This window comes from Roseivirga spongicola, from assembly GCF_001592965.1.
GTDB lineage: Bacteria > Bacteroidota > Bacteroidia > Cytophagales > Cyclobacteriaceae > Roseivirga > Roseivirga spongicola.
The window spans coordinates 1-26,152 of record NZ_LRPC01000012.1 but is presented as its reverse complement, the minus strand read 5'-3'; the positions used below and the strand labels follow the sequence as shown (position 1 = coordinate 26,152).

29 protein-coding genes are annotated in these 26,152 nt (G+C 39.5%); 15 read left to right on the top strand and 14 right to left on the bottom strand.

What is annotated here, in order from left to right; genetic code table 11:
* The 4 genes from AWW68_RS07910 to AWW68_RS07900 all read left to right on the top strand — a co-directional run bounded on the left by AWW68_RS07910 (position 1) and on the right by AWW68_RS07900 (position 3,375).
* Complete coding sequence (locus tag AWW68_RS07910) at positions 1-936, top strand: MBL fold metallo-hydrolase (RefSeq protein ID WP_068220755.1); 936 nt, start codon at positions 1-3, stop codon at positions 934-936.
* A 556-nt stretch (positions 937-1,492) separates the two neighbouring features.
* The gene (locus AWW68_RS20070) at positions 1,493-1,699 is read left to right on the top strand and encodes a hypothetical protein (RefSeq protein ID WP_157717570.1); all 207 of its coding nucleotides are present in this window, start codon (positions 1,493-1,495) and stop codon (positions 1,697-1,699) included.
* Positions 1,700-1,763: 64 nt separating this feature from the next.
* Positions 1,764-2,909: a DUF4221 family protein gene (locus AWW68_RS07905; RefSeq protein WP_068219098.1), complete on the top strand. Its 1,146-nt coding sequence runs from the start codon at positions 1,764-1,766 to the stop codon at positions 2,907-2,909.
* A complete protein-coding gene (locus AWW68_RS07900) occupies positions 2,896-3,375 on the top strand; it encodes a hypothetical protein (protein WP_068219095.1) in 480 nt (159 codons plus the stop codon). The genes AWW68_RS07905 and AWW68_RS07900 overlap by 14 nt, the downstream gene beginning before the upstream one ends.
* A gap of 125 nt (positions 3,376-3,500) precedes the next feature.
* Here the strand turns inward: AWW68_RS07900 and tsf are convergent, their stop codons facing one another.
* The 9 genes from tsf to AWW68_RS07855 all read right to left on the bottom strand — a co-directional run bounded on the left by tsf (position 3,501) and on the right by AWW68_RS07855 (position 10,661).
* Positions 3,501-4,334 carry a translation elongation factor Ts gene (gene tsf / locus AWW68_RS07895; RefSeq protein WP_068219091.1) on the bottom strand — a complete coding sequence of 278 codons (834 nt, stop codon included), beginning with the start codon at positions 4,332-4,334 and terminating at the stop codon, positions 3,501-3,503.
* Positions 4,335-4,430: 96 nt separating this feature from the next.
* Positions 4,431-5,201 (bottom strand): 30S ribosomal protein S2, encoded by a 771-nt coding sequence (rpsB, locus tag AWW68_RS07890; protein ID WP_068219088.1) that lies wholly within the window; start codon positions 5,199-5,201, stop codon positions 4,431-4,433.
* A gap of 24 nt (positions 5,202-5,225) precedes the next feature.
* A complete protein-coding gene (gene rpsI, locus AWW68_RS07885) occupies positions 5,226-5,612 on the bottom strand; it encodes a 30S ribosomal protein S9 (RefSeq protein ID WP_068219084.1) in 387 nt (128 codons plus the stop codon).
* A gap of 10 nt (positions 5,613-5,622) precedes the next feature.
* Positions 5,623-6,066: a 50S ribosomal protein L13 gene (gene rplM, locus AWW68_RS07880; RefSeq protein WP_068219081.1), complete on the bottom strand. Its 444-nt coding sequence runs from the start codon at positions 6,064-6,066 to the stop codon at positions 5,623-5,625.
* Positions 6,067-6,201: 135 nt separating this feature from the next.
* Positions 6,202-6,912 carry an RluA family pseudouridine synthase gene (locus tag AWW68_RS07875; RefSeq protein WP_317038751.1) on the bottom strand — a complete coding sequence of 237 codons (711 nt, stop codon included), beginning with the start codon at positions 6,910-6,912 and terminating at the stop codon, positions 6,202-6,204.
* On the bottom strand, positions 6,912-8,018 hold the full coding sequence (locus AWW68_RS07870; protein WP_068219075.1) for a sensor histidine kinase: 1,107 nt from the start codon (positions 8,016-8,018) through the stop codon (positions 6,912-6,914). The genes AWW68_RS07875 and AWW68_RS07870 overlap by 1 nt, the downstream gene beginning before the upstream one ends.
* Positions 8,019-8,705 (bottom strand): response regulator transcription factor, encoded by a 687-nt coding sequence (locus AWW68_RS07865; protein WP_068219073.1) that lies wholly within the window; start codon positions 8,703-8,705, stop codon positions 8,019-8,021. It lies immediately after the preceding gene.
* Between the two features lie 67 nt (positions 8,706-8,772).
* Positions 8,773-9,576, bottom strand: coding sequence for a DUF3108 domain-containing protein (locus AWW68_RS07860; protein WP_068219070.1), 804 nt, complete (start codon positions 9,574-9,576; stop codon positions 8,773-8,775).
* Between the two features lie 44 nt (positions 9,577-9,620).
* On the bottom strand, positions 9,621-10,661 hold the full coding sequence (locus AWW68_RS07855; protein ID WP_068219067.1) for an aminopeptidase: 1,041 nt from the start codon (positions 10,659-10,661) through the stop codon (positions 9,621-9,623).
* Between the two features lie 99 nt (positions 10,662-10,760).
* Here AWW68_RS07855 and recA point away from each other — a divergent pair, with 99 nt between their 5' ends.
* Positions 10,761-11,780 (top strand): recombinase RecA, encoded by a 1,020-nt coding sequence (gene recA, locus AWW68_RS07850; protein WP_068219065.1) that lies wholly within the window; start codon positions 10,761-10,763, stop codon positions 11,778-11,780.
* Positions 11,781-11,850: 70 nt separating this feature from the next.
* Here recA and AWW68_RS07845 read toward each other — a convergent pair whose 3' ends face one another.
* Positions 11,851-13,086, bottom strand: coding sequence for an ABC transporter permease (locus AWW68_RS07845; RefSeq protein WP_245660223.1), 1,236 nt, complete (start codon positions 13,084-13,086; stop codon positions 11,851-11,853).
* A 279-nt stretch (positions 13,087-13,365) separates the two neighbouring features.
* Between AWW68_RS07845 and queA the strand changes: the two genes are divergently transcribed.
* The 7 genes from queA (at position 13,366) to AWW68_RS07810 (ending at position 20,222) form a co-directional block, all read left to right on the top strand.
* Positions 13,366-14,412, top strand: a complete 1,047-nt coding sequence (gene queA / locus AWW68_RS07840) for a tRNA preQ1(34) S-adenosylmethionine ribosyltransferase-isomerase QueA (RefSeq protein ID WP_068220752.1) — start codon at positions 13,366-13,368, stop codon at positions 14,410-14,412.
* A gap of 67 nt (positions 14,413-14,479) precedes the next feature.
* Complete coding sequence (locus tag AWW68_RS07835) at positions 14,480-15,142, top strand: 2-C-methyl-D-erythritol 4-phosphate cytidylyltransferase (protein WP_068219059.1); 663 nt, start codon at positions 14,480-14,482, stop codon at positions 15,140-15,142.
* 54 nt (positions 15,143-15,196) lie between these two features.
* Positions 15,197-15,985: a 3-keto-disaccharide hydrolase gene (locus tag AWW68_RS07830; RefSeq protein WP_068219055.1), complete on the top strand. Its 789-nt coding sequence runs from the start codon at positions 15,197-15,199 to the stop codon at positions 15,983-15,985.
* Positions 15,986-16,019: 34 nt separating this feature from the next.
* A complete protein-coding gene (locus AWW68_RS07825; protein WP_068219053.1) occupies positions 16,020-17,252 on the top strand; it encodes a nucleoside permease in 1,233 nt (410 codons plus the stop codon).
* A 33-nt stretch (positions 17,253-17,285) separates the two neighbouring features.
* On the top strand, positions 17,286-18,431 hold the full coding sequence (locus AWW68_RS07820; protein WP_068219050.1) for a Gfo/Idh/MocA family protein: 1,146 nt from the start codon (positions 17,286-17,288) through the stop codon (positions 18,429-18,431).
* 1 nt (position 18,432) lies between these two features.
* Positions 18,433-19,485, top strand: a complete 1,053-nt coding sequence (locus AWW68_RS07815) for a sugar phosphate isomerase/epimerase family protein (RefSeq protein WP_068219047.1) — start codon at positions 18,433-18,435, stop codon at positions 19,483-19,485.
* Positions 19,486-19,490: 5 nt separating this feature from the next.
* Positions 19,491-20,222, top strand: coding sequence for a 3-keto-disaccharide hydrolase (locus tag AWW68_RS07810; protein WP_068219044.1), 732 nt, complete (start codon positions 19,491-19,493; stop codon positions 20,220-20,222).
* 166 nt (positions 20,223-20,388) lie between these two features.
* On the opposite strand, the gene AWW68_RS07805 is transcribed toward AWW68_RS07810, so the two are convergent.
* Positions 20,389-20,601 carry a response regulator transcription factor gene (locus tag AWW68_RS07805; protein ID WP_068219041.1) on the bottom strand — a complete coding sequence of 71 codons (213 nt, stop codon included), beginning with the start codon at positions 20,599-20,601 and terminating at the stop codon, positions 20,389-20,391.
* 211 nt (positions 20,602-20,812) lie between these two features.
* On the opposite strand from AWW68_RS07805, the gene AWW68_RS07800 reads away from it, so the two are divergent.
* The 3 genes from AWW68_RS07800 to AWW68_RS07790 are packed head-to-tail and all read left to right on the top strand — an operon-like array spanning position 20,813 to position 23,692.
* A complete protein-coding gene (locus tag AWW68_RS07800) occupies positions 20,813-21,292 on the top strand; it encodes a hypothetical protein (RefSeq protein ID WP_068219038.1) in 480 nt (159 codons plus the stop codon).
* Positions 21,293-21,294: 2 nt separating this feature from the next.
* Positions 21,295-23,052, top strand: a complete 1,758-nt coding sequence (locus AWW68_RS07795) for an ATP-binding protein (protein WP_068219035.1) — start codon at positions 21,295-21,297, stop codon at positions 23,050-23,052.
* The gene (locus tag AWW68_RS07790) at positions 23,045-23,692 is read left to right on the top strand and encodes a response regulator (RefSeq protein ID WP_068219032.1); all 648 of its coding nucleotides are present in this window, start codon (positions 23,045-23,047) and stop codon (positions 23,690-23,692) included. Before AWW68_RS07795 ends, AWW68_RS07790 begins: the two co-directional genes overlap by 8 nt.
* 2 nt (positions 23,693-23,694) lie before the next feature.
* Here the strand turns inward: AWW68_RS07790 and AWW68_RS07785 are convergent, their stop codons facing one another.
* The 3 genes from AWW68_RS07785 to AWW68_RS20440 form a co-directional block, all read right to left on the bottom strand.
* Positions 23,695-25,263, bottom strand: a complete 1,569-nt coding sequence (locus AWW68_RS07785) for a 7TM diverse intracellular signaling domain-containing protein (RefSeq protein ID WP_068219029.1) — start codon at positions 25,261-25,263, stop codon at positions 23,695-23,697.
* 203 nt (positions 25,264-25,466) lie between these two features.
* Entirely contained in the window at positions 25,467-25,901 is a 435-nt protein-coding gene (locus AWW68_RS07780; protein WP_068219026.1) for a hypothetical protein, read from the bottom strand.
* Positions 25,902-25,983: 82 nt separating this feature from the next.
* Positions 25,984-26,139, bottom strand: a complete 156-nt coding sequence (locus tag AWW68_RS20440; RefSeq protein WP_157717721.1) for a hypothetical protein — start codon at positions 26,137-26,139, stop codon at positions 25,984-25,986.
* Between the last annotated feature and the right edge of the window lie 13 nt (positions 26,140-26,152).

Below are 26,152 nucleotides of genomic sequence, written 5' to 3'. Positions count from 1 at the left end.
ATGGCTCTTTTTTTATTCATTTTTTTAGGCTGCTCCGAGGTAAGTCAAGTAGAAAACACTGCCCCGAAAACTCCCTTTATTATGGTATTGGGTGTAGCACAAGACGCTGGCTATCCACAAGCTGGCTATCAAGAAGAATGGAAAGCCATAAATTTAGGACAGAGAAAACCACTGTACACGGTATCTTTAGGCCTAATAGACCCAATCAATAAAAAGCGATACTTGTTCGATGCTACACCAGATTTCAAAGAACAGCTACAAATGCTAGATGAAATCTCAGAAACGAATGACTATCCATTAGACGGCATATTTCTTACTCATGCCCATATTGGTCATTACACCGGCCTCATGCATTTGGGCAGAGAAGTGATGGGAACTGCAGGCGTTCCTGTACACGCCATGCCTAAAATGAAGACTTTCTTGGAAGAAAATGGCCCATGGAATCAATTAGTAAGCCTGAATAATATCAGCATTAAACCCATGCAAGACTCAACTTTGGTTGAGCTTTCTAAAGATATTTCCGTTATGCCCTTTACTGTTCCACACAGAGATGAGTATAGTGAAACTGTCGGGTTCAAAATTCAGATCAACCAAAAGTCCGTTGTTTTCATCCCAGATATTGACAAATGGAATAAGTGGGACGTGGACATTAGAGAAGTAGTTAAAAACAATGACATCATCCTCATTGATGCCAGCTTCTACCAAGACGGTGAACTAGAAGGCAGAGATATGAGTCTTATTCCTCATCCTTTCACTAAAGAAAGTATGGAACTCTTTAGTGAGCTATCAAAAACAGATAAAGCCAAGGTTCATTTTATTCATGCCAATCATACCAACCCTATTCTGGACATGAATAGTCCAGAATATGAAGAAGTAAGCCAGGCTGGTTTCAATGTGGCGCAGCAAGGGCAAATCTTCGGATTCCAGGAAAAGTAAGATCAGTATTAATTCTAGCAGACAAAAAAAGCGACCTCTTGCGAAGTCGCTTTTTTTTTGATTTTATACCATCTGACCTTTGGCCTGATGGGCTTGAAGGATAAAATTATCCGATAGCTACTCTTTTGAATTCAGTAACAGTCATTCCTTTGTTTACTGAATCTAAGTATTGTTGAACAGATTGCTTACCTGTTTTTAAAACTCAACATCTACCCCCCAAATAAATCATGTTTAGTAACTAACAGAGCAGTTCACTTCTTACTACCATTTCTAGGCATTCAAATATCATTGAATTAATTTTATTATGTTTTTTACTTTTTTATTGACTTTTATGTTTTCGATAACTTACTTCATACTATTCTTAAGAAAAAGAACTTCATCTGGCTGCTAAGCAAAACGAAGAATGAGCACACACAATACATCTCTCAGTCCTGTATACAACTGCCTTTGTATTGCCGCTCAAAAAAACAGGAGGATGCCGAAAATGCCTGAACAAAAGTGAGTAGGTTAACTAATAATTATTCAAAACGTGAAAAAGAGAATCAAAGCGATATCAATGGCAATCGTTCTAATGTTGTGCGGAGTACTTACACCTATGATTTCAAACGCTACCTGCACTTTAAAAGAGGGTACAAAGGACTGGTGCGTTAAGGACTATTCTACCAACGAAGAAGGTGAAACCTTGCTATCTTTGAAATGCCAAGAGGAAGGAACCCTAGATCCTACGGCAAGAGAATGCAAGATGCCGCGTAAAGCAGAGTAAATATTATTAGTCAGGTATTATAAATCTATAGTACCTGACCTTATAATTCACAAAATCAGTCATAATGTCTAATAAACTCAACACCTACCTCCTTTTAATTTTATATATTTTATTACCTGGATGCAACTCAAGACCAGAAGATGTGATTTTTGAAGATAAACTCACTTTAGAGTTAAAAGAACGAATAATATTTCCTTTGAACACAACGACCAAGAGATTCGGTAGCAAAGTGGGATATGACAAAAAATCCAATAGCATTTATGTATTCGATGATTACAAATATGAACTCCATTTCTTTTCATTAGCAAATGGAACTAAGTTAAAAACCATAAAACTTTTTAAGGAAGGTCCTACGGGAATTGGGCAGGTAAGCAGACTGACTACTGATGGAATAGATTCAATAATCACTTTTAGTAGATTGACCAATAAACTTCATGTCATTACCAACAATGGTCAAGTTGTCAGAAGTCAACTTCTATTGTCTTATGACGACTCAGATCCTTCAATACAGACTTTCAGCAACTCTTTTAACTATAATGAATTAACTAATTCAATCTATATTCCAGTAAGAAATAATAATTTTACAACGAAAAACAACAATAAACCATTACTCGAATACAACCTTCGTACAAAAGAAAAACGTCTACTTATGAAATGGGAAGATGACTTCAAAGAATACTTAGGTAAAAATGAAACAATATTCGGCACATTAAATAAGCATGAAAACAAATATGTAAGCTCTGTCCCCTTTGATAGTCACATTAGTGTTATTGATCTTAAGACCAATGAAATCAAAAAATATTATGCTGGTTCTAATAATGCTGAAGCCCCCCCGAAATTCAAGGGATCTTTCACTGATTTCAATAATTATAAATATCAAGTAGGTAACAACTGGTTTCGTAACATCCTATATGATGAATATCAAAAAATATACCTACGCACTATTACGTTCGGCCTTAAGATTACAGAAAATTCTGTAGAAGCAAATATGCAGCAACCTCGTAAATCGAAAAACAAGTCCAATGACAACACCTTTACAGGTGTAATACTGTTAGATTCTTCGTTCCAAAAAATAGGAGAAGTAAAAGATATCATGTTAAATGACGAAGCATTTGCAACTGTTGATGGAATATATCTTAAAGATAACCTTTACGAAAAAAATAATGAGGATATCCTAGTCTTTAAAAAGTATCTCTATGTTAAAAAATAAGTCAAAGATAATCATCCTATTCATTTCTATACTCGTAATCGCTTGCTCAAAAAATTCAAACCCTAAGCTTGAAGAAGTTAATTCAATTATCAAATCTGGAAATCTAAATCATGAATTCTATTTAGAGACGGCTATACTTATTATACCTAATGCTGGCTGCGAAGGCTGCATAACTAATTCAGAGAATTTTGTAATGACTAATATTGACAGAACAAATCAATTAGACATTATATTTACAGCAGTTTCCTCAATAAAGGGATTAAAACTAAAATTAGGTAGAGATTTGGTGGAACGAGAAAATGTTTTTGTTGATACGGATAATATATTTTATTCTTCTACTTTGGCAAGTATTTATCCTAGCATAGTATATTTAAAAGACAAGAAAGCAGTCCAAATAGAAGAAGTATCTCCATACAATGAGCAAGCTCTAGATACTCTGGCTATAAGATTGAAAGACTTGAGATAGAGACCAATTCCCCTAGTTTATTTTCTTCACAACGATTCCAGCTATAAAGGGCTATTACCTGAAAGCCAAAAAAGCAGCCCTGATCACTCGGGACTGCTTTTTAAGCACTATATTTAATCAGAAAACTAGTCTCCGATAGCTACTCTTTTGAATTCAGTAACGGTCATTCCTTTGTTTACTGAATCTAAGTATTGCTGAACAGATTGCTTAGAATCTTTTACGAAAGGCTGGCTCAACAAAGTATTCTCTTGGAAGAACTTGTTCAACTTACCCATTGCAATTTTCTCAATGATTTGCTCTGGCTTACCTTCAGCTCTCGCTTGCTCTTTACCGATCTCTACTTCTTTCTCAATAGTTGCTTGGTCTACACCGTCTTTATCAACAGCTACAGGGTTCATAGCAGCGATCTGCATTCCAACATCTTTACCAGCTTCAGCAACATCATTACCATCTGTGCCAGTCAATGCCACAAGAACACCTAATTTACCGTTAGAGTGAATGTATGAAGCAACTTGCTCAGAAGTAAGAGTTTCATAGTGATTAACCGCTAGCTTCTCACCAATTTTACCGATGTACTCAGTTACTTTTGCTTGAACAGTAAGTTCGCCAAGGCTCAACTCGTTCAAAGCAGCTAGGTCGGCAGGTTTGTTAGCCATTGCAGCATCAGCAATTTCATTACCTAAAGATTGGAAGTCATCGTTTTTAGCTACGAAGTCAGTCTCACAAGTGAATGAAATGATGATAGCAGAAGTTTTGTCTTCACTAGTTCTTACAAACACGCTACCTTCTTTTGTCTCTCTGTCAGCTCTTTTCTCTGAAAGCTTCTGACCTTTCTTACGAAGGATTTCAATGGCTTTATCGAAATCGCCATCTGCTTCAACCAATGCCTTTTTACAATCCATCATACCGGCACCGGTCATTTGTCTTAGTTTGTTAACGTCTGTTGCTGTAATAGCCATTTTATGAGTTATTTATGATTCCTAATTTGGTTAAAACAAAAATTGAACATCGAAGCGAATTCAATGTTCAATTTATATCAAGTTTTTGTCAATTAATTATGCGTCTTGATTTTCTGGTTGAGCATCAACATCTTTCTTCTCTTGCTCGGCCTTCTCTCTTTCTCTCTCTTCTTTATCTACCTTTCTTTGAGCAAGACCTTCTTCGATAGCCTTACCGAATGCTTGAGTAATGATTTCGATCGACTTGAACGCATCATCATTACCAGGAATTGGGAAGTCTACATCGTTAGGGTTAGAGTTAGTGTCGCAAAGTGCAAAAACCGGGATACCTAGTTTGTGCGCCTCAGCTACTGCAATGTGCTCTCTTTTTACATCGATAACGAAAAGTGCTGCAGGAAGTCTAGTAAGATCAGTGATACCACCTAAAAGCTTCTCTAATTTAGCTTTTTCACGGGTTTTCATTAATCTTTCTTTCTTAGCCAAAGCTTTGTAAGCCTCATCTTTCATGAGCTTATCAATTCCCTGAAGCTTCTTTAATGACTTTCTAATGGTCGCGAAGTTGGTTAACATACCACCTAACCATCTTTCCGTCACGAAAGGCATGTTCAATCTCTTAGCCTCTTCAGAAACAAGCGCTCTTGCCTGTTTCTTAGTAGCTACGAACATAACTTTTCTACCAGAACGTACGATGTTCTTAACAGCGTTTGACGCTTCTTCGAGGCTGCTAAGGGTTTGATTAAGATCGATGATATGGATTCCGTTCTTCTCCATGAAGATGTACGGAGCCATTCTTGGATCCCACTTTCTCGTTAAGTGTCCGAAGTGAACACCAGCATCAAGTAAGTCTTTATGAGTTAAATTAAACATTATATATTTTGAAATTAATTCGAATTAACGTTTCGAGAACTGGAATGATCTTCTTGCTTTTCTCTTACCGTATTTCTTACGCTCAACCATTCTAGGGTCACGAGTTAAGAAACCTTCGCTCTTCAAAGCAGGTCTGAATTCTGCATCAGCTTCGCAAAGTGCTCTTGAGATAGCCATTCTAATAGCCTCAGCCTGACCTTTTGGTCCACCACCATCTACATTGATTCTAAGATCAAAGTTAGACTCTTGGTTAACTTTAACCAATGGCTGCTTAACAACAATTTCCATCACATCAGAACCGAAGTATTCACCAAGGTTTCTTCCGTTGATAGAGATTTCACCTTTACCAGGTTGCATGTACAATCTTGCAACTGATGTTTTTCTTCTTCCTATAGTATTAATTACTTCCATTGAAGGCTTCTTATAATTCTACAACTTTTGGTTTTTGAGCTTCATGAGGATGCTCTGTTCCTTCATAAACATGCAGGTTGTGGAAAATACTTCTTCCCAATCTGTTCTTAGGCAACATACCCCTTACAGCTCTTTCCACTAGAAGAGTAGAAGATTTTGCTTTCAATTCTCTTGGAGTAGTTCTCTTCTGACCGCCAGGGTAACCAGTATAACTTAGGTATACTCTGTCAGTCCACTTTTTACCTGTAAGTCTTACTTTATCGGCATTGATAACAATTACATTATCACCACAATCTACATGTGGAGTAAAACTAGGCTTGTTCTTACCTCTGATGATTTTAGCCACTTCGCTGGCCAATCTTCCCAATGTTTTAGACTCGGCATCGACCAACACCCACTGCTTGTCTACTGTCGCTTTGTTTGCCGATACTGTCTTATAACTTAGTGTATCCACTTCAGTATAATTTATTGACTTTAAATACTTTATTCAGACCTTCCCGTAAAAAGGGACACAAAGATAGAAGTTTGATTTTTCAATTCCAACATAGGCTTGCAAATTAATTGAAAACCAGAGGGATTGGAGCCCAATCTAGTACCTATTAGCTTTTAATTGCTTTTCTATAACCCTTAAATCTTTCGGATAGCCTGCTTGAACAGTTACCTCTTCGTTATTTAAGGAGCGAAAACTTAAGGCAAAGGCATGTAAGGCAAATCGTTTAATAAGTGGTTGCTCCTCTTCATACTTACCCAAATTGAACTTCTTTTTAATCTCAGACAAGAACAAAGGAGCCCCTCCATACAAAGGGTCGTTTATAATAGGTGCCTCTTTTTTACTTAGATGAATTCTTATCTGGTGCATTCTACCCGTTTCTGGTCTACACTCTATTAAAGAGTGCCTTTTATAAACCTCCAATGTATTGAAAATGGTAGTTGCAGGCTTTCCTTTAAAGTCTATCACTACACTACCTTTATTTAAAGAGAGTATAGGTAGCTCAACCTTTAGGTTTCTGAATTCATGAATACCATTCACAAATGCGTGGTAAACCTTGTCTACGGTTCGTTTTTCGAACTGAATGGAGGCATGTCGGTAAGCCTCGGCATTTTTAGCGAACAACAAACAACCAGAAGTTTCTTTATCTAATCTATGACAGGCAGAAAGTGATTCGTCATATCGCTTGGCCAGCATCTGAAGATTCACATCATTGTTCCGATCGTCTAGCGATGAAATGTACGGAGGCTTGTTGGCTACCAAAAAATTATCGTCTTCAAATAAGACTAGCGATTTAAAATCTAGCTTCATTATCTATTATCCTCCCCTAAAGACTCTAGCTCAAGCCTTTCTTCTTCTAACTCCTCCTCCATTTCTTCAGCGCTTTGACCTATTGGCAACTTAAAGCTGAAGGTTGAACCTTTTCCTACCGTACTGATTACACTGACTTTGGTGTTATGCGCTTCTAGAATATGCTTTACAATTGCTAGGCCAAGTCCCGTACCGCCCATTTCCTTAGACCTAGACTTCTCCACTCTAAAGAATCGTTCGAAGATTCTAGTAAGATGCTCTGGTGGAATACCCACCCCAGTATCCTTCACATATACGAGCACTTTTTCACTTTTTACCTCAAAGCCTATTTGAACACCGCCTTCTAGCGTGTACTTAATAGCGTTTGACACCAAGTTGGTTAACACTCGATAAATTCTGTCTGCATCGGCATGAACGAAGATGGGTGTTTCATAAGCAGAATCGAACCTTACGGTAAGGTTCTTATCTTCTGCTTTACTTTCCATCTGATCTATTACCTCTTCGGCTATTGAAACAATATTAAAATGCTCGAAATGCATCTTAATTTCACCAGTTTCAATTTGAGAAAGGGTTAGCAAGTCTTGAATAAGTGAGTCGAGATTATCCAAACTCTTGGCTGCACGCTTCAAGAATTTCTTACGAATCTTTTTATCATCTATAGCTCCGTCCAATAGAGTATGGACAAAACCTTGTGCGGCAAACACGGGAGTCTTCAACTCGTGACTCACATCTGCTAAAAACTCTCTTCTAAAAGCCTCGAGTTTTTTAAGGTCCTCAATCTCTCGATGACGATTAATTCCGTACTTATATATCTCTTGATTAATCCGCTTTAGGGGGTGGTTTGAGTTACCATTATCATATTCTTCTATAAAGGAGAAATCTTTTTTGCGCATCTTATTGAGCACATTGTAGATTTCACCTATCTCCTTCATAACCAAAAACTCGAAGGTCACATAAACCAACAAGTAGGTAACTGCAAAAGAGAGCAAGCCAGCCACCAGCATTACAGTTGGCGTAGAATCTGGCAAGAGAGATAAGAATGCAGTGGTAACTATGGCCACTAAGGCAGCCAGCACCAGTGCTACAACTCTCGACTTAAAATACATTTAGTTGACTTCGAACTTGTAGCCTACGCCCTTCACTGTAGAGATGTAGCCATCTCCTATTTTTTCACGCACTTTTCTAATGTGAACATCAACTGTTCTGGCTAATACATAAACGTCTGTACCCCAAATATTTTGAAGCAATTCGTCTCTGCTATAAACCTTATTAGGGTTCTGAGCCAAAAAGTAAAGGAGTTCGAACTCTTTCTTGGGCAAGGTAAACTGGTTACCATTTGCTGAAACGGTATAACTAGACCTATCTATAGTAAGATCTCCGGCCACTACCTGCGGCTTAGATTTATTCTTACTTTCTTTTCTAAAAAGGGCACTAATTCTACTCATTAAAGCTCTAGGCTTAATAGGCTTTGTGATGTAGTCATCTGCTCCAGCTTCAAAAGCGGCTACCTCTGAATATTCTTCAGCCCTTGCAGTTAGGAAAATGATATGAGCATCTGCCATTTCAGGAATCTCCCTAATTTGACGACAAGTCTCTACACCATCTTGCTGAGGCATCATTATATCTAACAAAATGAGCTCTGGAGTAAATCTTTTAGCAATTGAAACTCCTTTCATTCCGTCTTCAGCAGTTTCAACATCGTATCCTTCCTTCTTGAGGTTGTACTTTAAAAGCTCCAGAATATCCGGATCATCATCTACCACCAAGACCTTGGGGCTCTGCTTATTCGCCATGAGTTGTCTTATTAATTGCTCAAAGATATAGTTTTTGAAAGCTTTTAGGCAACATGTATTTGATAGTTTACTCTATGATTGAGAGTGGATGTCGCAAATTCTCGACATTTTTCAGTTCTACATTGAGATAACCAACATAGATTTTAGCCTGAACCTTCAATGGAATTTTATTTAGGTCGTCAGATAACCAAATTTTAAGGGTGTTATCTTCTTCAAACAGGCTATCCTTTTTCATCATTGGCACAAGTACGAGGGCATTCACATCTCCCAGTTTGGTCTTGAGCACCTCTCTACCCATGAATTTTACCGCAAAAGGCTTTTGCTTGTCGTCAAAGAAAGTATTGATCACAATCAATTCTCCCTCCTTAATCTTATCGAAATCAATGGAACGCAGATAATAATAGCCACTTACCATATCCTGAACGTTTTCAGGAATAGCGTGATCTTTTTGACTCTCCAGCTTCATGGTTTCTTTATGAAGCTTAGCTACAGTTACTGAATCTTTATCATGATCGAAGTAAAGAATCTCATTTTTACGAAACCTTCCTTCTTTTATGTATCTATAAAACTGCTGAGGCACTAAACTGGTGGTATCATAATAAGTACCCCAATTATCTCTGACTGAAGAGAAAAACTCGAAAACACCTACCGTTTTAGCATTGATATCTATCTTCCAAGTAGGCTTATTATTAATAGTATAAATTACATCGCTAACAGAAAAGGTTGCTTCTGCAGCTCTTATGAAACCGACAGTAGCTTTCAACTCAATTTTCTCTCCTGGTTGAAAGGGAATTTCTTTTGAAAGTTCATATTTCTGTGCCTTCAAACCGAAAGCAGTTAGTAGAAATATGGCAAGTAGTGTCTTTTTCATTTCTTCTTTTACCCTTCACTTGACAAAGGCCATACCAAAAAAAGTTATAGCGAAGGAAAGCGTTTTTTTAAGTAAGTCAAATAAGCCAGTAAATCTCCTCCAAAGTCGTCTTGCAATTGTCTTTCCAATTCTTCTTGCTGACTGTTGTACCGAAGCATGGACATGAAGAAAGTGTTTTTAGGCGTACGTTCTTTAAAGTAACCCTGATATACCTCAGAACCAAACGATAACGTATCATAATTGTTTCTTATTCTTAGTAACGCATCAGATTTCAATTGTTCCTTTTCATCTATCGATAAGTCTACCATTGCCTTATAAACAGAATCTAGGTGCTGTGCCGCACCTAGCATGTAGTTTTTAAAAGTAACTTCATCTTTAAGACTCTGCTGATAGTCCGTCACTTGAGCAGAACCTTTACCATATTTTTTCTCCAAGAACATTACTGCTCCTTTATCTCCTATAAAAGATGCGAGGTTTTCATTGAAAGTGACAGAATCTTTCACAAAGAGGGTTCCATGGGTTAGCTCATGAATAATTAAACTAGCCAAATCTCCTTCAGACCTATTGAGCATATTGCTAAGCACAGGGTCTTGAAACCAACCTAATGTCGACCATCCACCGGCTGTTCTGATATCTACCTCTATTGCTTCTTCAGTCTTTATTCTATTTGCTTCTTCCCTAGCTTTCTCTAATTCAAAGAACCCTTTATAAGGCACACTACCCACCACAGGAAACTTCCACATTCTGGGTCTGAAATAATACGGATCGCAAGCAGTTACTACATACATAGATGGCTTTCCCTGCTGATCAAATATCTTAGAATAGTTTTCGGAATAATTAATCCCCAATTCCTCAAAAGCAAATTGCTTAGCCTCTAGTACTATCTCTACCTTTTTCTTTTGCTCTTCAGTGGTAGTTGGCAACTCCATAAACTCTTCTAATGGAATAGCATTATTCACTACGTTAAGCTGCCCTTTGAGTTGAAGCCACCCATAAGCAACAAGTTCTCGCTGCCAAACTCCTAAAACTATGATTATCAGCAATAGACTTAAGCCTACCCATTTTAAGATTTTCTTGACCTTCATAGGGCAGCGAAATTACAAAGATTATATGGTTGTGTATTGCAGGCTTTACTGCTATCTTCACACTCTAAACGCACATCTTTCAAGTCTTACCCAATTAACATGAGTGATAATAAAGAAAAACTAAAAGCACTTCAGCTCACTATAGACAAGTTGGAAAAATCTTACGGCAAGGGCACTGTAATGAAGCTAAGTGATGAAAAAGTTGTTGACCTCCCTTCTATACCAACCGGTTCACTAGGGCTAGACATTGCCTTGGGCATTGGTGGTATTCCTCGCGGAAGAGTGATTGAAATCTACGGGCCAGAATCTTCTGGTAAAACCACACTAACCATGCATTGCATTGCCGAAGCACAGAAAAAAGGAGGCTTAGCCGCTTTTATTGATGCAGAGCATGCCTTTGACAAAACATATGCAGAGAAATTAGGAATAGATACTGAAAACCTATTGATCTCTCAGCCAGACAATGGAGAACAAGCCTTAGAAATTGCAGAACACTTAATTCGTTCTGGTGCATTAGACATTATTGTTATTGACTCAGTAGCCGCCTTGGTTCCTAAAGGTGAACTTGAAGGAGAAATGGGCGACAGCAAAATGGGGCTTCAAGCTCGCTTAATGTCACAAGCATTAAGAAAACTAACAGGTACCATTAATAAGACGGGTTGTGCGTGTATTTTCATTAACCAGTTAAGAGAGAAGATTGGCGTAATGTTTGGAAACCCAGAAACCACAACTGGTGGTAACGCCCTTAAATTCTATGCTTCTGTTCGTTTAGATATTAGACGAATCGGTCAGATTAAAGAGAGTGCAGACAACATTATGGGTAACCGCACTAGAGTAAAGGTTGTGAAAAACAAAGTAGCGCCTCCATTCAAAGTGGTTGAGTTTGACATTATGTATGGTCAGGGAATCTCAAAGTCAGGTGAAATTCTAGACATTGGGGTTGAATTAGGCATTATTAAGAAAGCTGGTTCATGGTTCTCTTATGGCAACGAAAAGCTTGGCCAAGGGCGCGATGCAGTAAAATCGCTCATTGAAGACAACCCTGAATTATCAGAAGAGCTTGAGGGTAAAATTAAGGCTCACATCAGTGGCGAAGTTCCTGCCGAAGGAGAGGAATAATATTACTCTAAAATAGAAACAGAAAAGGCTACTCGATGAGTAGCCTTTCTTATTTTAAACAATCAAATTCTTAACCAGCTCTCATAGCTTCTACCGGGTCTAGTCTAGCTGCTTTTGCAGAAGGGATAATTCCAGAAACCACCCCAATTATACTAGACACCACTACACCCAATAAAATATTCTTAACACTCAATGTAACTTCTAAGGTGCCGAACGGAATGAATGTAAGTAGGAAGACAATGAATACCCCAATGGCTCCTCCGAACAAGCATAGAAAAACAGATTCGAACAAGAATTGGAATAGAATGAAATAATTTTTAGCCCCAAGCGACTTTTGAATTCCTATAAGCTTGGTTCTTTCTTGTACAGACACAAACATGATGTTCATAATTCCGAAGCCTCCTACCAAAATGGCAAAACCTCCGATTACCCAACCAGCAAGACCTAGCACATCAAAAATACCACCCAATGCTTCAGCAATAGCTTCTGGCCTGTTTAGCGCAAAATTAGATTCTTCTTTAGGACGAAGTCCACGAACTTTTCTAAGCAGCCCTTCCATCTCATTTTGAAGTTCCACCATTCCTATATCGTCTTCAAAGCCTTTCACAGCTAGAGAAGGGTTTATACCCCATCTTGAACCGATGTAGTACATTTTGTTAAACATCTTATAAGGAATATATATTCGGTCGTCACTACTTGGTGTACCTATAAAGCTCTCGCCTTCTTTGGTCATTATTCCAATTACCCGAACCTTAAAGCCCCGAACCTTAATATCTTTCCCTATAGCACTTTCATTAGGAAAAAGTGTTTGGGCAATTTCATCACCGATGATCGCCACATTTCTCCCCCCTTCTATTTCTTGCTGAGTGAAATATCTACCTTGAGCAATATCTACCTCATATACATCTTTATACTGGTAGGTCATTCCCCAAAGGTCTGTTCCTCCCAAACTACTACTACCATATCTGGCGGTTGTAGAAGCTTGCCCTACAATAGTAATAGCGGCAGCATTCTTTAAATTAGCCTGCAAAAACTCAAATTCAGAGTAGCTATTATTGGGTCTTCTGAAGTATTTCCACCACGGATAATTAGGGTCTGGCCCTGTTCCGAACGGGAATTTATCTACAGTAACCACGTTTGAGCCAAGAAAATCGAGGCTATCGCGAATATTTTTCTCCAATGAATCCACCATGGTGAATACCGAAATAATCAGCATAATACCAATGGTTACACCTAACAAAGAGAGCGTTGTTCTGAGGAGGTTTGTAGTTAAGACCTGAATTGCAAAGCGAATACTTTCGCCCATTAATTTCAAAAAGATACCAAAGCGCATAAATCGACCTAGCTTTTAGTGGTTACTATTGCAACGTAAAGAATCGGAAAAAGTAAACATGCTCAAACCTTTAATGGTTAAAAAAGTGAATTCATGGAGCGAAAGGAAGTTAAGGTGGTTGAGTGGAGAAGCACTACTTCTTTAATTCTTTACTTGAATTATTCATTTGCTCAACTTACCTTATGTCGCTCATTATTTATTTTTTATCTTTGCCAGCTATTTCAAAAGACAGGAGAATTGAGTATCGAGAAAATGAAATTATCGGCATTCAAGTTTGAGTTACCTCAAGACCGAATTGCCAAATATCCAGCCGAAAACAGAGACGAGTCAAGAATGTTGGTGTTGCACCGCGACACTGGAGAAATTGAACACAAGGTCTTTAAAGACATTGTGGACTATTTCGATGAAGGTGATGTGATGGTTAACAACGACACTAAAGTTTTCCCTGCTAGGCTTTATGGCCAAAAAGAGAAGACAGGCGCCCAAATTGAGGTATTCCTTTTGAGAGAACTCAACCAGGAAATGCACCTTTGGGATGTGTTGGTAGATCCTGCTAGAAAAATCCGTGTAGGTAATAAGCTCTACTTCGGAGAAGGTGAGTTGGTAGCTGAGGTTATCGACAACACTACATCTAGAGGTAGAACCATCAGATTCCTGTTCGATGGTACCGATGAAGAATTCTACAAAACCATCGATACTTTAGGCGAGACTCCGCTCCCAAGAACTATCCCAAGAGACACAGAGCCAGAGGATAGAGAGCGTTTCCAAACAATTTATGCTAAGCATGTAGGAGCAGTGGCTGCACCAGTAGCTGGCCTCCATTTTACCATGCAGGTTTTAAAGAGATTGGAAATTAAAGGCATTGATGTTACTCCAATTACGCTTCATATTGGCTTAGGCACCTTCCGTCCGGTAGATGTTGAAGACCTAACTAAGCACAAAATGGACTCTGAAAACTACAGCATTGGAGAACCAACTGCTCAGCTAGTAAACAGAGCGCTAGATGAGAAGAAAAGAGTGGTTTCTATTGGAACAACTTCAATGAGAGCATTAGAATCTTCGGTTTCAGCGGGAGGCAGGTTAAAAGCGAACTCAGCATGGACAGATAAGTTTATCTTCCCTCCTTACGAGTTCAAAATCTGTAATGCCTTAGTGACTAACTTCCACTTACCTGAGTCTACATTATTGATGCAGGCAGCCGCTTTTGGTGGTTACGAGAATGTAATGAAAGCCTACAAAGAGGCTATCAAAGAGAAATATAGATTCTTCAGCTATGGTGATGCCATGCTAATTATCTAAGATAATAAAGCAGTGCTAAAGAAAAGCCTTCCTGATTCAGGAAGGCTTTTTTGTTTAATATTGTGCTATGCAGAAATACGCCATCGTAGTAGCAGGAGGAAGCGGAACCCGCATGAAAAGCGAACTACCGAAGCAGTTTATAAAGCTGGCAGGGAAGCCTATTCTTATGCACACGCTTGAGGCATTCCATTTTGATGATATTCAAATTATCCTCGTGCTTCCAGAGAGTCAGATTCCTTACTGGAAGGAGTTAGTTGATGAACATCAATTCAAAATTCCTCATAACATTATAGCTGGTGGCGAACAGCGCTTTCATTCTGTAAAAAATGGTCTTTCTAGTATAAAGGCAGACGATGGATTAGTAGCCATTCATGATGGTGTTAGACCATTAATAAAACGTCAAATAATTTCTGAGTCTTTTGAACAAGCGGAACGGGCAGGGAACGCCATTGCGTCAATTCAACTCAAAGATTCTATTAGATCCATTACTCCACACGCTAACCGACAAGAAGACAGGACTAACTTCAGGCTAATTCAAACCCCTCAAGCCTTTAAAATTCAACTCATTAAAAGGGCGTTTGAACAAGAATACACTCCCAGCTTTACAGACGATGCTTCAGTTTTAGAACAAGCAGGCCACAGTATTAACTTAATAGAGGGCGACTATAAAAACATAAAAATAACTACTCCAGAAGATTTACTTGTTGCCGAAACTCTACTGAAGGCATAAACTAGGCTTGCTAAGAATAAGATTTTAGCTAACTTATTGCTCCTAAATTTTACTATGGAACGCGCAAAATTAACCACCCTTCTTGGTGTGGCAGTACTCTTATTAGTCTTAGGCTGTACCCCTCAAAACAAAAACGAATGGGAGAACCTGTTCAATGGCAAGGACTTAGAAGGATGGACACCTAAAATAACTGGCTATCCGGCTGGTGAAAATTATGGGGAGACTTTCAGAGTAGAAGACGGTCTTCTTACCGTTTCTTATGACAAGTACTACAGGTTCGACAACCGTTTTGGACATCTTTTTTATGAAAAGCCATTCTCTAATTATGTTCTAAGAGTAGAGTACCGATTTATTGGAGAACAAGTAGAAGGTGGAGCCGCATGGGCCACTAGAAATAGTGGAGTGATGTTTCACTCACAGGCACCAGAAACCATGGGAGAACAACAAGACTTCCCCATTTCTTTAGAAGCTCAGTTTTTAGGAGGCCTAAGCGATGGCAACCCTAGGCCTACTGGCGGCCTTTGTACTCCTGGAACCCACGTAGATATTGATGGAGTTCAGATCACTGACCATTGTATTACCTCAACTGCCAAAACTTATGATGGAGACCAATGGATTACCATGGATATAGTGGCGAGAGCCAATGGCGAAATCGCTCATGTGGTGGAAGGCGATACCGTAATGAAATATAGCAATCCTGTAATGGGCATTGGAATGGTAAGTAACCTAAAAGACAATATTATGGAAGATGGCAAACCGCTCAATGGCGGTTATTTTGCACTTCAAAGTGAGAGTCATCCTGTGCAATTCAGAAAGGTGATGATCAAACAATTAAAAGACTAATTCAACTACAGACAAATACATAAACTTGATAACTATGAACCAAACGGGAATCTCTATCAGACTTAGCGTTATGATGTTTCTCCAATTTTTTATTTGGGGTGGCTGGTTTGTAACACTAGGCTCTTATTTGGGCAACAACCTCCAAACTACCGATGCTCAAGCCAGCATGGCTTTTTCAACACAATCTTGGGGAGCCATTATAGCACCTTTTATTATTGGCCTTATTGCCGATAGGTTTTTTAATGCCGAACGTATTCTTGGCGTATTACACCTTGCTGGTGCAGTACTGATGTACATGATGTATCAGGCCACAGATTTTGCCAGCTTTTACCCATACGTATTAGCATACATGATTCTTTACATGCCTACTTTGGCCCTTGTAAATTCTGTTTCATTCAGACAGTTAACTGACCCTTCTAAACAGTTCTCTAAAATTAGAGTATTCGGAACCATTGGTTGGGTTATCGCTGGGTTTGTAATCAGTGCGCTCTCTTGGGACTCTCAAGAAGCAGCTCAGGCGGGTATGTTAAAAAACACCTTCTTAATGGTAGCAGCAGCTTCTGCCGTTCTTGGTATATTCAGCTTTACCCTACCTAAAACTCCACCGCAAGTTGACAAGGGTGAAAAAATTAAGGTTTCTGATATTCTTGGACTAGACGCACTTAAGCTTTTGGCCAATAAGAACTTTGCTGTATTCTTCTTTTCATCGGTTCTTATCTGTATTCCGCTAGCATTTTACTATCAAATGACCAACCCTTTCCTTTTAGAGATTGGCATGACTAACGCCACAGGAAAGCAAGCTATCGGTCAAATATCAGAAATAGCCTTTATGCTATTACTACCGGTCTTTTTAACTCGTTATGGCATAAAAAAGACTTTACTATTCGGAATGCTAGCTTGGGCAATTAGATACGTACTATTTGCCTACGGAAATGCAGATTCTGGCACCTGGATGCTACTATTAGGTATTGCACTTCATGGAATATGCTATGACTTCTTCTTTGTATCTGGTCAGATATATACTGACTCTAAAGCTGGAGCCAAATTCCAAAGTGCCGCCCAAGGGCTTATCACTCTTGCTACCTACGGTGTGGGTATGTTAATCGGTTTCTGGGCTGCTGGCCAAATTTCAGGAATGTACACCAATGCAGACGGAACTCACACTTGGGAGAACATTTGGTTATTACCTGCAGGCTTCTCTGTGTTAGTATTCATCCTCTTCTCTATTTTCTTCAAAAACGAGAAAGTAGCTTACAAACAAGACTAAGAGTAGAACCCAAATTATAAAACTTCAAAATTTATGTCTACACAAAGGAAAATTAGAATGGGCATGATGGGTGGAGGACTCAACTCCTTCATCGGTATTGTTCATAGAATAGCCTCATATATTGGCGAAGAGTATACTTTAGTTGGAGGAGTATTCGATTCCAACTTTGAAAACGGTCAGAAGTTTGCAAAAAAGCTAGAGCTAGACCTAAGCAGAACATATGCTGATATAGATACTTTTGTAGAAAAAGAACTGGCTTTACCAGCCGAAGAAAGGATTGAAGTAGTAGTGGTGGTAACACCAAACTTTCTTCACTACCCAATGGCCAAACAGCTAATTGAAAACGGTTTCCACGTAATCTGTGAAAAACCAATTACCAATACCGCTGCAGAAGCTATGGAGCTAGAATCTCTAACCAAGAAGCATGGTGTTTCTTTTGCCCTAACCCACACCTACACTGGCTACCCAATGGTACGCCAAATGAAAAGTATGATAGCCGAAGGGGTACTTGGTAAAATTCAGAAGGTTGATGCTCAATACTACCAAGGCTGGATTAACCCTGTTATTCACGACAAGGAAAAAAGAGCTGGCGTTTGGCGGTTAAACCCAGAAAAAGCAGGGCAAAGCTGTTGTATGGGAGATATTGGCGTTCATGCCTTTAACATGGTAGAGTACACCACTGGGCTAAAAACCACCAAAGTATTAGCAGACCTAAATACACTTTACGAAGACAATCCATTAGATATTGATGGAACTGCTATGTGTCAGTTCGATAATGGCGCGAAAGGCCTAGTAAGAGCTAGCCAAATTGCCACCAGCGAAGAAAATAATCTCTGCATAGCGGTTTATGGTACCAAAGCAGGTATAAAGTGGGAACAAGAAAACCCTAACTACCTCTATTTTATGGAAGAAGGAAAGCCAGTTCAGGTGCTCAAGCCAGGGCATGAATACAACAGCGAACTTTCCGCTATAAGTACCAAAATAGCTCCAGGGCACCCAGAGGGCATTTTCGACTCTATGGGAAATATTTATTCTGGAGCAGCCAAAGCCATTCGGGGCGAAGAGTATTTAGAAGGTGCTTTCCCTACAGTACACGAAGGGGTGAGAGGAATGAAGTTTATTGAAGCCGTTTTAGCATCGTCTAAAAACGGTAATGTGTGGACAGAAATAGAAGATTAAGATGAAAACAATAAAAGGACCAGCTGTATTCTTAGCACAGTTTGCAGATGACCAGGCACCGTTCAACAGCTTACCTAATATTGCTAAATGGGCAAGCGATTTAGGCTATAAGGCAGTGCAAATACCAACTTGGGATGCTCGCCTTATAGATTTAGACAAAGCGGCAGAAAGTAAAACTTACTGCGATGAGCTTAAGGGCACATTAGCCGAGTATGGCTTGGAGGTAAGTGAACTATCCACCCATTTACAAGGGCAACTCATAGCTGTTCACCCTGCTTACGAAGAGCTTTTCAAAGGCTTTGCACCAAAAGGAATGAATGCCAAACAAAGAAATGAGTGGGCTATAGATCAGGTAAAAAAGGCTGCCGTAGCTTCTAAAAACTTGGGTATAGATGTACACGCTACATTCTCTGGCGCATTAGTTTGGCCATATTTCTACAATTGGCCACAGCGACCAGCCGGCCTAATTGAAAAAGGGTTTGCCGAGCTAGCGAATAGATGGCAACCTATTCTTAATCATTTTGATGAACAAGGTGTAGATGTTTGTTACGAAGTTCATGCTGGTGAAGACCTTCATGATGGAACTACTTTTGAGATGTTCTATGAAGCTACTGGTAAACACAATAGAGTAAAGCTACTTTATGATCCATCTCACTTTGTACTTCAGCAGTTAGACTACCTGGCCTATATAGATCATTACCATGAGTTCATTCGCATGTTCCATGTAAAGGATGCCGAATTCAACATGAATGGCAAATCGGGTGTATACGGTGGCTATCAGGACTGGATAGACCGTCCGGGAAGGTTCAGATCTATTGGCGATGGGCAAGTAGATTTTCAGGGCATCTTCTCAAAACTAACACAGTATGGATATGACGGTTGGGCTGTTTTAGAATGGGAATGCTGCATTAAATCTCCTGAGCAAGGAGCCAGAGAGGGTGCAGAATATATTAGCCAGTTCATTATAGAGGCAACTCAGAAAAACTTCGATGATTTTGCCGATGCTGGTATTTCAGATGATGAATTCAAAAAACTATTAGGAATAGATAATTGATTGATATGAAAAAGATTGCGTTGACACTTACTTTAATTTGCTTTGGAGCAGGGTTGATGGCTCAAATTACCGACCCAAAAGCCACCGAAGTATGGGACCCCGTTCCTAGAAAAATTACCCCTGGCAAAAATGGAGCTGCCCCTTCAGATGCCATTGTTCTTTTCGATGGTAAGAATCTAAATGCTTGGGAATCTAAAAATGAAGGAAAGCCCGCTGCTTGGAAAGTAGAAAACGGCTATATGGAAGTTGTAGCTCGCACTGGAGACATTCAAACCAAACAAGAGTTTGAAGATTTCCAGCTACATATTGAATGGTCTGCACCAACTGTAATTGTGGGCGAAGGCCAAGGGCGAGGTAATTCTGGCGTATTTCTTCAGGGAATTTATGAAGTGCAAGTATTAGATAGCTACGAGTCTAAAACTTACTCCAATGGTCAAGCTGCAGCCATTTATAAGCAGGCTATGCCTTTGGTAAATGCCACTGTTGCCCCTGGCGAGTGGAACGTTTACGACATTATTTACAAGGCGCCTCGCTTCAATGAAGATGGCATTAAAGTAGCCAGTGGAACAGTTACTGTTTTACACAACGGTGTGGTAGTACAGAATCATCACATATTATCTGGCACTACTCCATACATTGGTCTTCCACAAAATCCTGCTCACGGCCCTGGCCCAATTGCTCTACAAGACCATGGCAACCCAGTGAGGTATAGAAATATCTGGATAAGAGAGCTCTAAACAAGCCTTAACAATAACTAAAAAGGCTGTTTCAAGAGGTTACCCGTTATTCATAACCCTGAATTGTGGTTTTCGCAAAATGGGGAATGACGAGGATGCACTCTTTTGAAACAGCTTTTTTTATGCTCTTCTATCAGACTTTGAGTCTCCGTTAATGCTACTCCAGTTATATCCATCCAAGCCGAATACACTTAGCCACCAAGGCCGTGGTATTTGGCGCTGTTGTTTTGCCCAAAATATTTTTGCGGTGGGTAGTAACCGTATTGATGGAAACAAATAAGTGATTTGCAATTTCTTTAGCGCTAGCCCCTTCAGCCATAAGGCTAATAATTTCGAATTCTCTGTCAGTAAACTGTTCATTAATCTGCACGGCATTCATAATACTATCGGTTTAGTAGAACCAAAGTGAGCCATTTTATAGATCAGTTCTTTCAATGAAAGTTCCGAAAGAAAGAATTAGTAGTTTTCCACTACCCTAATTCGGGTAGTGGTTTTCTGCCATTTACCCACATCACAGAAGCTGCTGATTTTAAATCTTTTACAAACTTCTATCTTTAAAGTATAATCAACCATCAACAAATAACGTAACCATGAAACTTGGCAAACCAATTAAGAAAGCTGAAGACTTAGCCCAGGTCAATGACTTGGTAAATAGTAAAGCGTATATCCATTTTCATACTGGAATAAATGGAATACTCGACAGTTCTGAACTACCTAAAGATGTTGCAGCGATTCCTGGCAAATATGTAAAAGCAACCTTTATGGCCTTCCATAATAAATGGGACATGGAACACCATTTACTTTCACCCAAAAACCATGAGGTATACTCCATAAACAATGCAGATGCCGATGGAAATGTATACTTAGAATTCATAAAGCGAGATTTTGACAATCAGTCTGGAAAGGTAAAGCTGCTCATGGTAAAGCATACCATATTCTTCCATGAAAACCTGAGTGGAAAAAAGCTACTTATGCAGGTGTTTGAAAAGTCAAACAAAAAAGATGCGGAGTCTGCTTTGGTTGTTTGGGACGATAAATATTGTGAAACCGATATTCCCCCTGTTCAATAAGAATGAGGCAACTCTTTATGATCTTACTGGCGTTCTTCTTAATGAAGAATGCCTCTTCTCAAGAATATACTTTCGACTCACTATTTTTCGCTGCAAACCAACAATTGGCAAATGGTGATACTGATAGTACTTTCATTATCATTCAAAAAATAGACACATCCAGCACAAGTACTTACCAAAGAGTAAAATACCTCAGCCTAATCAGTGATGCCCATTTAAAGAGCAATACTTCAAACAATCGAGAACGCGCCATTAACTTCTTAATCGAAGCCCTCAAGCTATTGAAAGCAACAGAAGAGAATGCACTGATAATGGCCGAACTTAATGACAAAATAGGTGAGGTGTATGACCTGATGCGCCAAAAGGAATCTTCGAAAATCTATTTTCAGAGCGCCTATAATCTCAGAATTGAGTACAACCTAAAAGAAGAGCTATATAAATCTTACATCAACTTAGGCATTAATAGCTACAGGTTCGGAAAGCTAGCTGATTGCATAGACTTCAACAGAAAGGCATTGACGCTACTTGAAGGAAATAGGTCAGCAACAGATATAGCTAAGTGTCATTTTTGGCTCGGATCGGCCTACAATTTTTTAATAGACGAAGTACCCGGCAACCTAGACACTTATTTAGACTCCGCAGTATATCATGCAAAAGCCTCTAAACACCTATATACTAATGCAGGCGACACGTTAGGCACCATTCAAGTAAATTCATTGCTCGGTAGTATTTACACTCAGCAAGAAAATGGCCCAGCTGCTATTGCCGTTCTGCTAGAGTCTGTAGAGTTAATTGATAGACTAGAAAAAAGTCGAGGACATAAAATGGAACATGAGGTTTACGCCACCACATTTACCCGCCTTTCTAGGGCTTATGAACTGGTGGGAGATTTTAGAAAGGCATTAACCTACAGTAATCAAAGATATTCTGAAGTTATTGGAATTCTGATGGAAAAGGAACGAACCAGAGTAGCTCAAATAACCGAAGATTACAGAACAGATAAACAGCTTGACCAAGCTGAACAAACCGCGTTCTTTGCTAGCCGAAAGGCTCGCCTGTTTAGTATCGGACTGATAATCTTGGTCATAGCCTTGCTCATTTCTTACCTCATCTTTATTCAAACCTTGCAAAAAAAGAAACTAGAAAACCTACAGGCCATGGTTATGGGCGAAGAACAAGAACGCAAGCGTGTAGCAAAAGACCTTCATGATGGTATCGGGGTGTTATTGACAAGTGTAAAGTTGAGGCTCAGTAATTTTGAAGATAAAGTAGAAGATCGAGAAGGCTATCGAAAATCATTGGAGCAAATTGACAACGCATGTACCGAAGTGAGACGAATTTCGCACAACATGGTACCAGCCAGCTTAACAAAGCTTGGGCTAGCAGAAGCCATCTTAGACCTGCTAGACAATGTAAAGGCTTCAACCCAACTAAAGGTTAAAGAAGAAATTGCAGTAGAAGAAGGCATTATTGATGAAGAAAAAGAAGTGCTGATCTATCGCATTATTCAGGAGCTCATTAACAATAGCATGAAATATGCTCATGCTCAAACCATAGCCTTGTCAGTGAAACTAAGCAACTCTACACTATCCATTCAATATAAAGATGATGGAAAAGGCTTTGATAAAACTGAAATTAAGGAAGGCTTAGGCCTGAAGAGTATTGCCTCTAGGGTAGACATTCTAAGAGGAAAACTCCAAATTCAGAGCGCTCCTGGCAATGGGGCAGAATTTAACATAAACATACCTATCGATGAATAAAACGAATATTCTGGTAGCAGACGACCATCAGGTAATAATAGATGGAATGGAAGCCATTATTAATGGTGTTTCCGATCTATCGTTTGCGGGCGGAGCACTCAATGGCAATCAAGTTATTGAGGCTGTTGAAACTAAAACCATAGACCTAGTGCTAATGGATATTAATATGCCAGAAATGGATGGTTTGGAATGTACAACCTATCTCAACAAGCATTATCCACAGATTAGGGTAATCGCTTTGAGTATGCACGATAACCCGCGCTTGGCCAAGCGGATGATTAAAAATGGGGCTTTCGGTTTCTTGCTTAAAAACTCCAACAAAGAGAAAATACTTGAAGCGATAAGAGATGTAATGCAAGGCAGAAATTACTTCGATCCGTTGCTAATGCAGAACTTCCTAGACTTTGACAACCAGAAATCTTCTAGCTCCTTCGCTAAAAAAGACTTGCTCACCAAGCGCGAACTGGAAATCATTCAGCTGATTTGTGATGAAAAAACCACAGGAGAAATAGCCGAAGAACTATCCATAAGCGTACACACCGTAGAAAGTCATAGGTCAAACATTCTGTTAAAGCTCGAGCTAAAAAATTCGGTCGGCTTAGTCAAATGGGCTATTCAAAATGAAGTGATCAACCTTTAGGTTTAGCTCTTCCCTGCCGCCTCTAAAAGCGCCTCTTTGTAGGTTCTGGAAACCACCAATTTAACTCCAGAGGTAAGTACCACCGCACTAGACTTGACCTGTCGAGCATGGTTTAAATTGATAATGGTAGATCTGTGGATTCTAACAAAATACTCAGGCAAATCTGCTTCTAATGACGTAAGCGATCTACGATCAATTTCTGGATGCTCTTTATTTCTTATGTGGAACTCGCAATAGCCACCATCTGATGAGATGTATTCTATATCGGCCAAGTTAATGACGGCTTTACTTTTTAAGGTTAAGTATTCAAACTTAGGTACCAATGGCTCTTCTGAAGCTTCGCGCTTAGTCTGCTCTAAAGACCTAGCTAACTCCATATTAGTGGTTTTAAGTAGCTCCTTTTCTCTCAACACCTTTATGAGCATTATCATCATAGCAACGGAAAGCCCTGTAACCTGCATTAAATTCCCTATGAGAATAGGATCTACTACAAAATTGAACTCAGTAATTAAACCATACTCATCGAGTATTTTACCAACAATGGTAATGAAAAAGAGAGCGTAGGAAATGGCGAATATCACCGACCTATTCATTCCCTGCTTTCGGTATTTTATGGCAGCAGTAACTGAAAACACTAAGATGAGCCCTACGCAAAAGTATCTCAAAGCAAAGAGCCTAGGCGCAAAGGCTACATAAGTATTAGGAATAATTACCCAGACAACTGTTCCTAAAACAAAGAGCAGCAATACACCATTCATTATTCTATTGAAAGCAGGCAACGTATTTTTCGTTTCAAAAAAGCTCTGCACAAATATCAATAGAGACATTATCGCTATCTGAGAACAAAATGGAAGAAAATGTCTGTTGAACTCAGGCCAATTAGAGGTAATGTATTGATAGGAGAATCCCTGCCAAGTAAACAGCCACAACCCATAACAAAACACACTAACGGCATACCAAACAAACACCTTATTGCTAAGCCCAAGCCCTACCATCAATGAAGAAATAACCAAAACAGCCAAGAATATATAGTATACAGAAAGGTAAATCTGCTCTCTATTGGCTGTTTCTAAAAAATGAGATTGACTGTATAATCGTAGCGGAAACCTAACAGCAGAATTGCGCTTATCCGCATTTAATAGAAAGGTCTTTTGCTCTTTAGAAGAAATGCTGATCGGAAACACAAAGTTTCTATTGTCTACGGACCTCTGACTGAATTTGAACTTATCTCCTGTAGCAAAAAGCAGCTTAGCACTTTCACCATGAATTTCCGAGAGGCTCACAGCATCTAACTGCGGATATGAAAGCTCTAAGTAAAATTGAGCGTTGTCCGTTAGGCTATTATAGACTTGAAACACCAACCAATAGGCTACATCTGAATTAGTCATTCCCGGATTCCCTTGGTACGGAACCTCTTCCAAGATGCCCGCTTGAATTCTTCGCCATGCTTCTTGTGCCGAAATGGTGTCGGGAGTTTGATAAACGCTCACAAAATCGTTGACTTTATAAGCTCTATCCATATCAGAAAACTGCACTATCTGCTCATTAACCTGAAAGGCATTGAGGGACATGACACAGAGCAAGAGCAGGCAGAAAGAGACGCTAACTCGATTTTTTAGCACAGGCAAGTACAGTTATAGGTTACTAATATGCACTTTCTGAAGCCAAATCAAAGGCAAATCTCCTCATTCATTTTTTTGGATGCTTTAATATTAAAAGAGCCTGCAATATTTCTATTGCAGGCCCAAACAACAACATAAATATGATCAACAATTTATTTTTCTACCCTGATCACGTAGTTACCGGCCATGCCAGCTCTTACCGGCCCATCGGACTTGGTAAAGCTGAACACAAACTTGCTAAAGGTGAGCTGTTGGATGTTCAAAACTTTGCCATCGTCTAGGTTTACCACTGCGGCTGACTCATCAGCCCATTCCCATGTGCCACTGGCACTGAACAGGTCGCCAGCATTGGTGGTGGTGTATGTGCCATCTGCAAAAGACAGGGCAAAGCCTGGATAGTTGGGGCTAACATCTGCTCCTTCTAGCTTGATGCTCCCAAACTCACCTAGCGTCCACTGACCAGCCAGCTTCTCGTAAGCAAGGTCTTGAATGCTTGGCCCCGTACCGTCATCTTTCTGCTCGCAGCCTAACGACAACAAAGCCATTACTGCTATTAGTGTGAGGGTGTATATGCTCTTTATTTTCATCTTGGTTGTATGTTTTATCCTCACCCTGCCCTCCCAAAAGTTGGGAGGACGTGGGGTTGGTATATTCTACTTACTTCTGTTACTACTTTCTAATGAGTACTTTCTTTCTCACAAGTGATCTCTCATTGCTGAACTGGATAATGTACAGACCACTTTCAAAGTTGGTTACATCGATAGTCAGCTCCGACTTGTCATAACCTTCTTTCTCTAGTCTGCTCACTCCCGTTGGGCTGATCATCTGGATGTTCAAC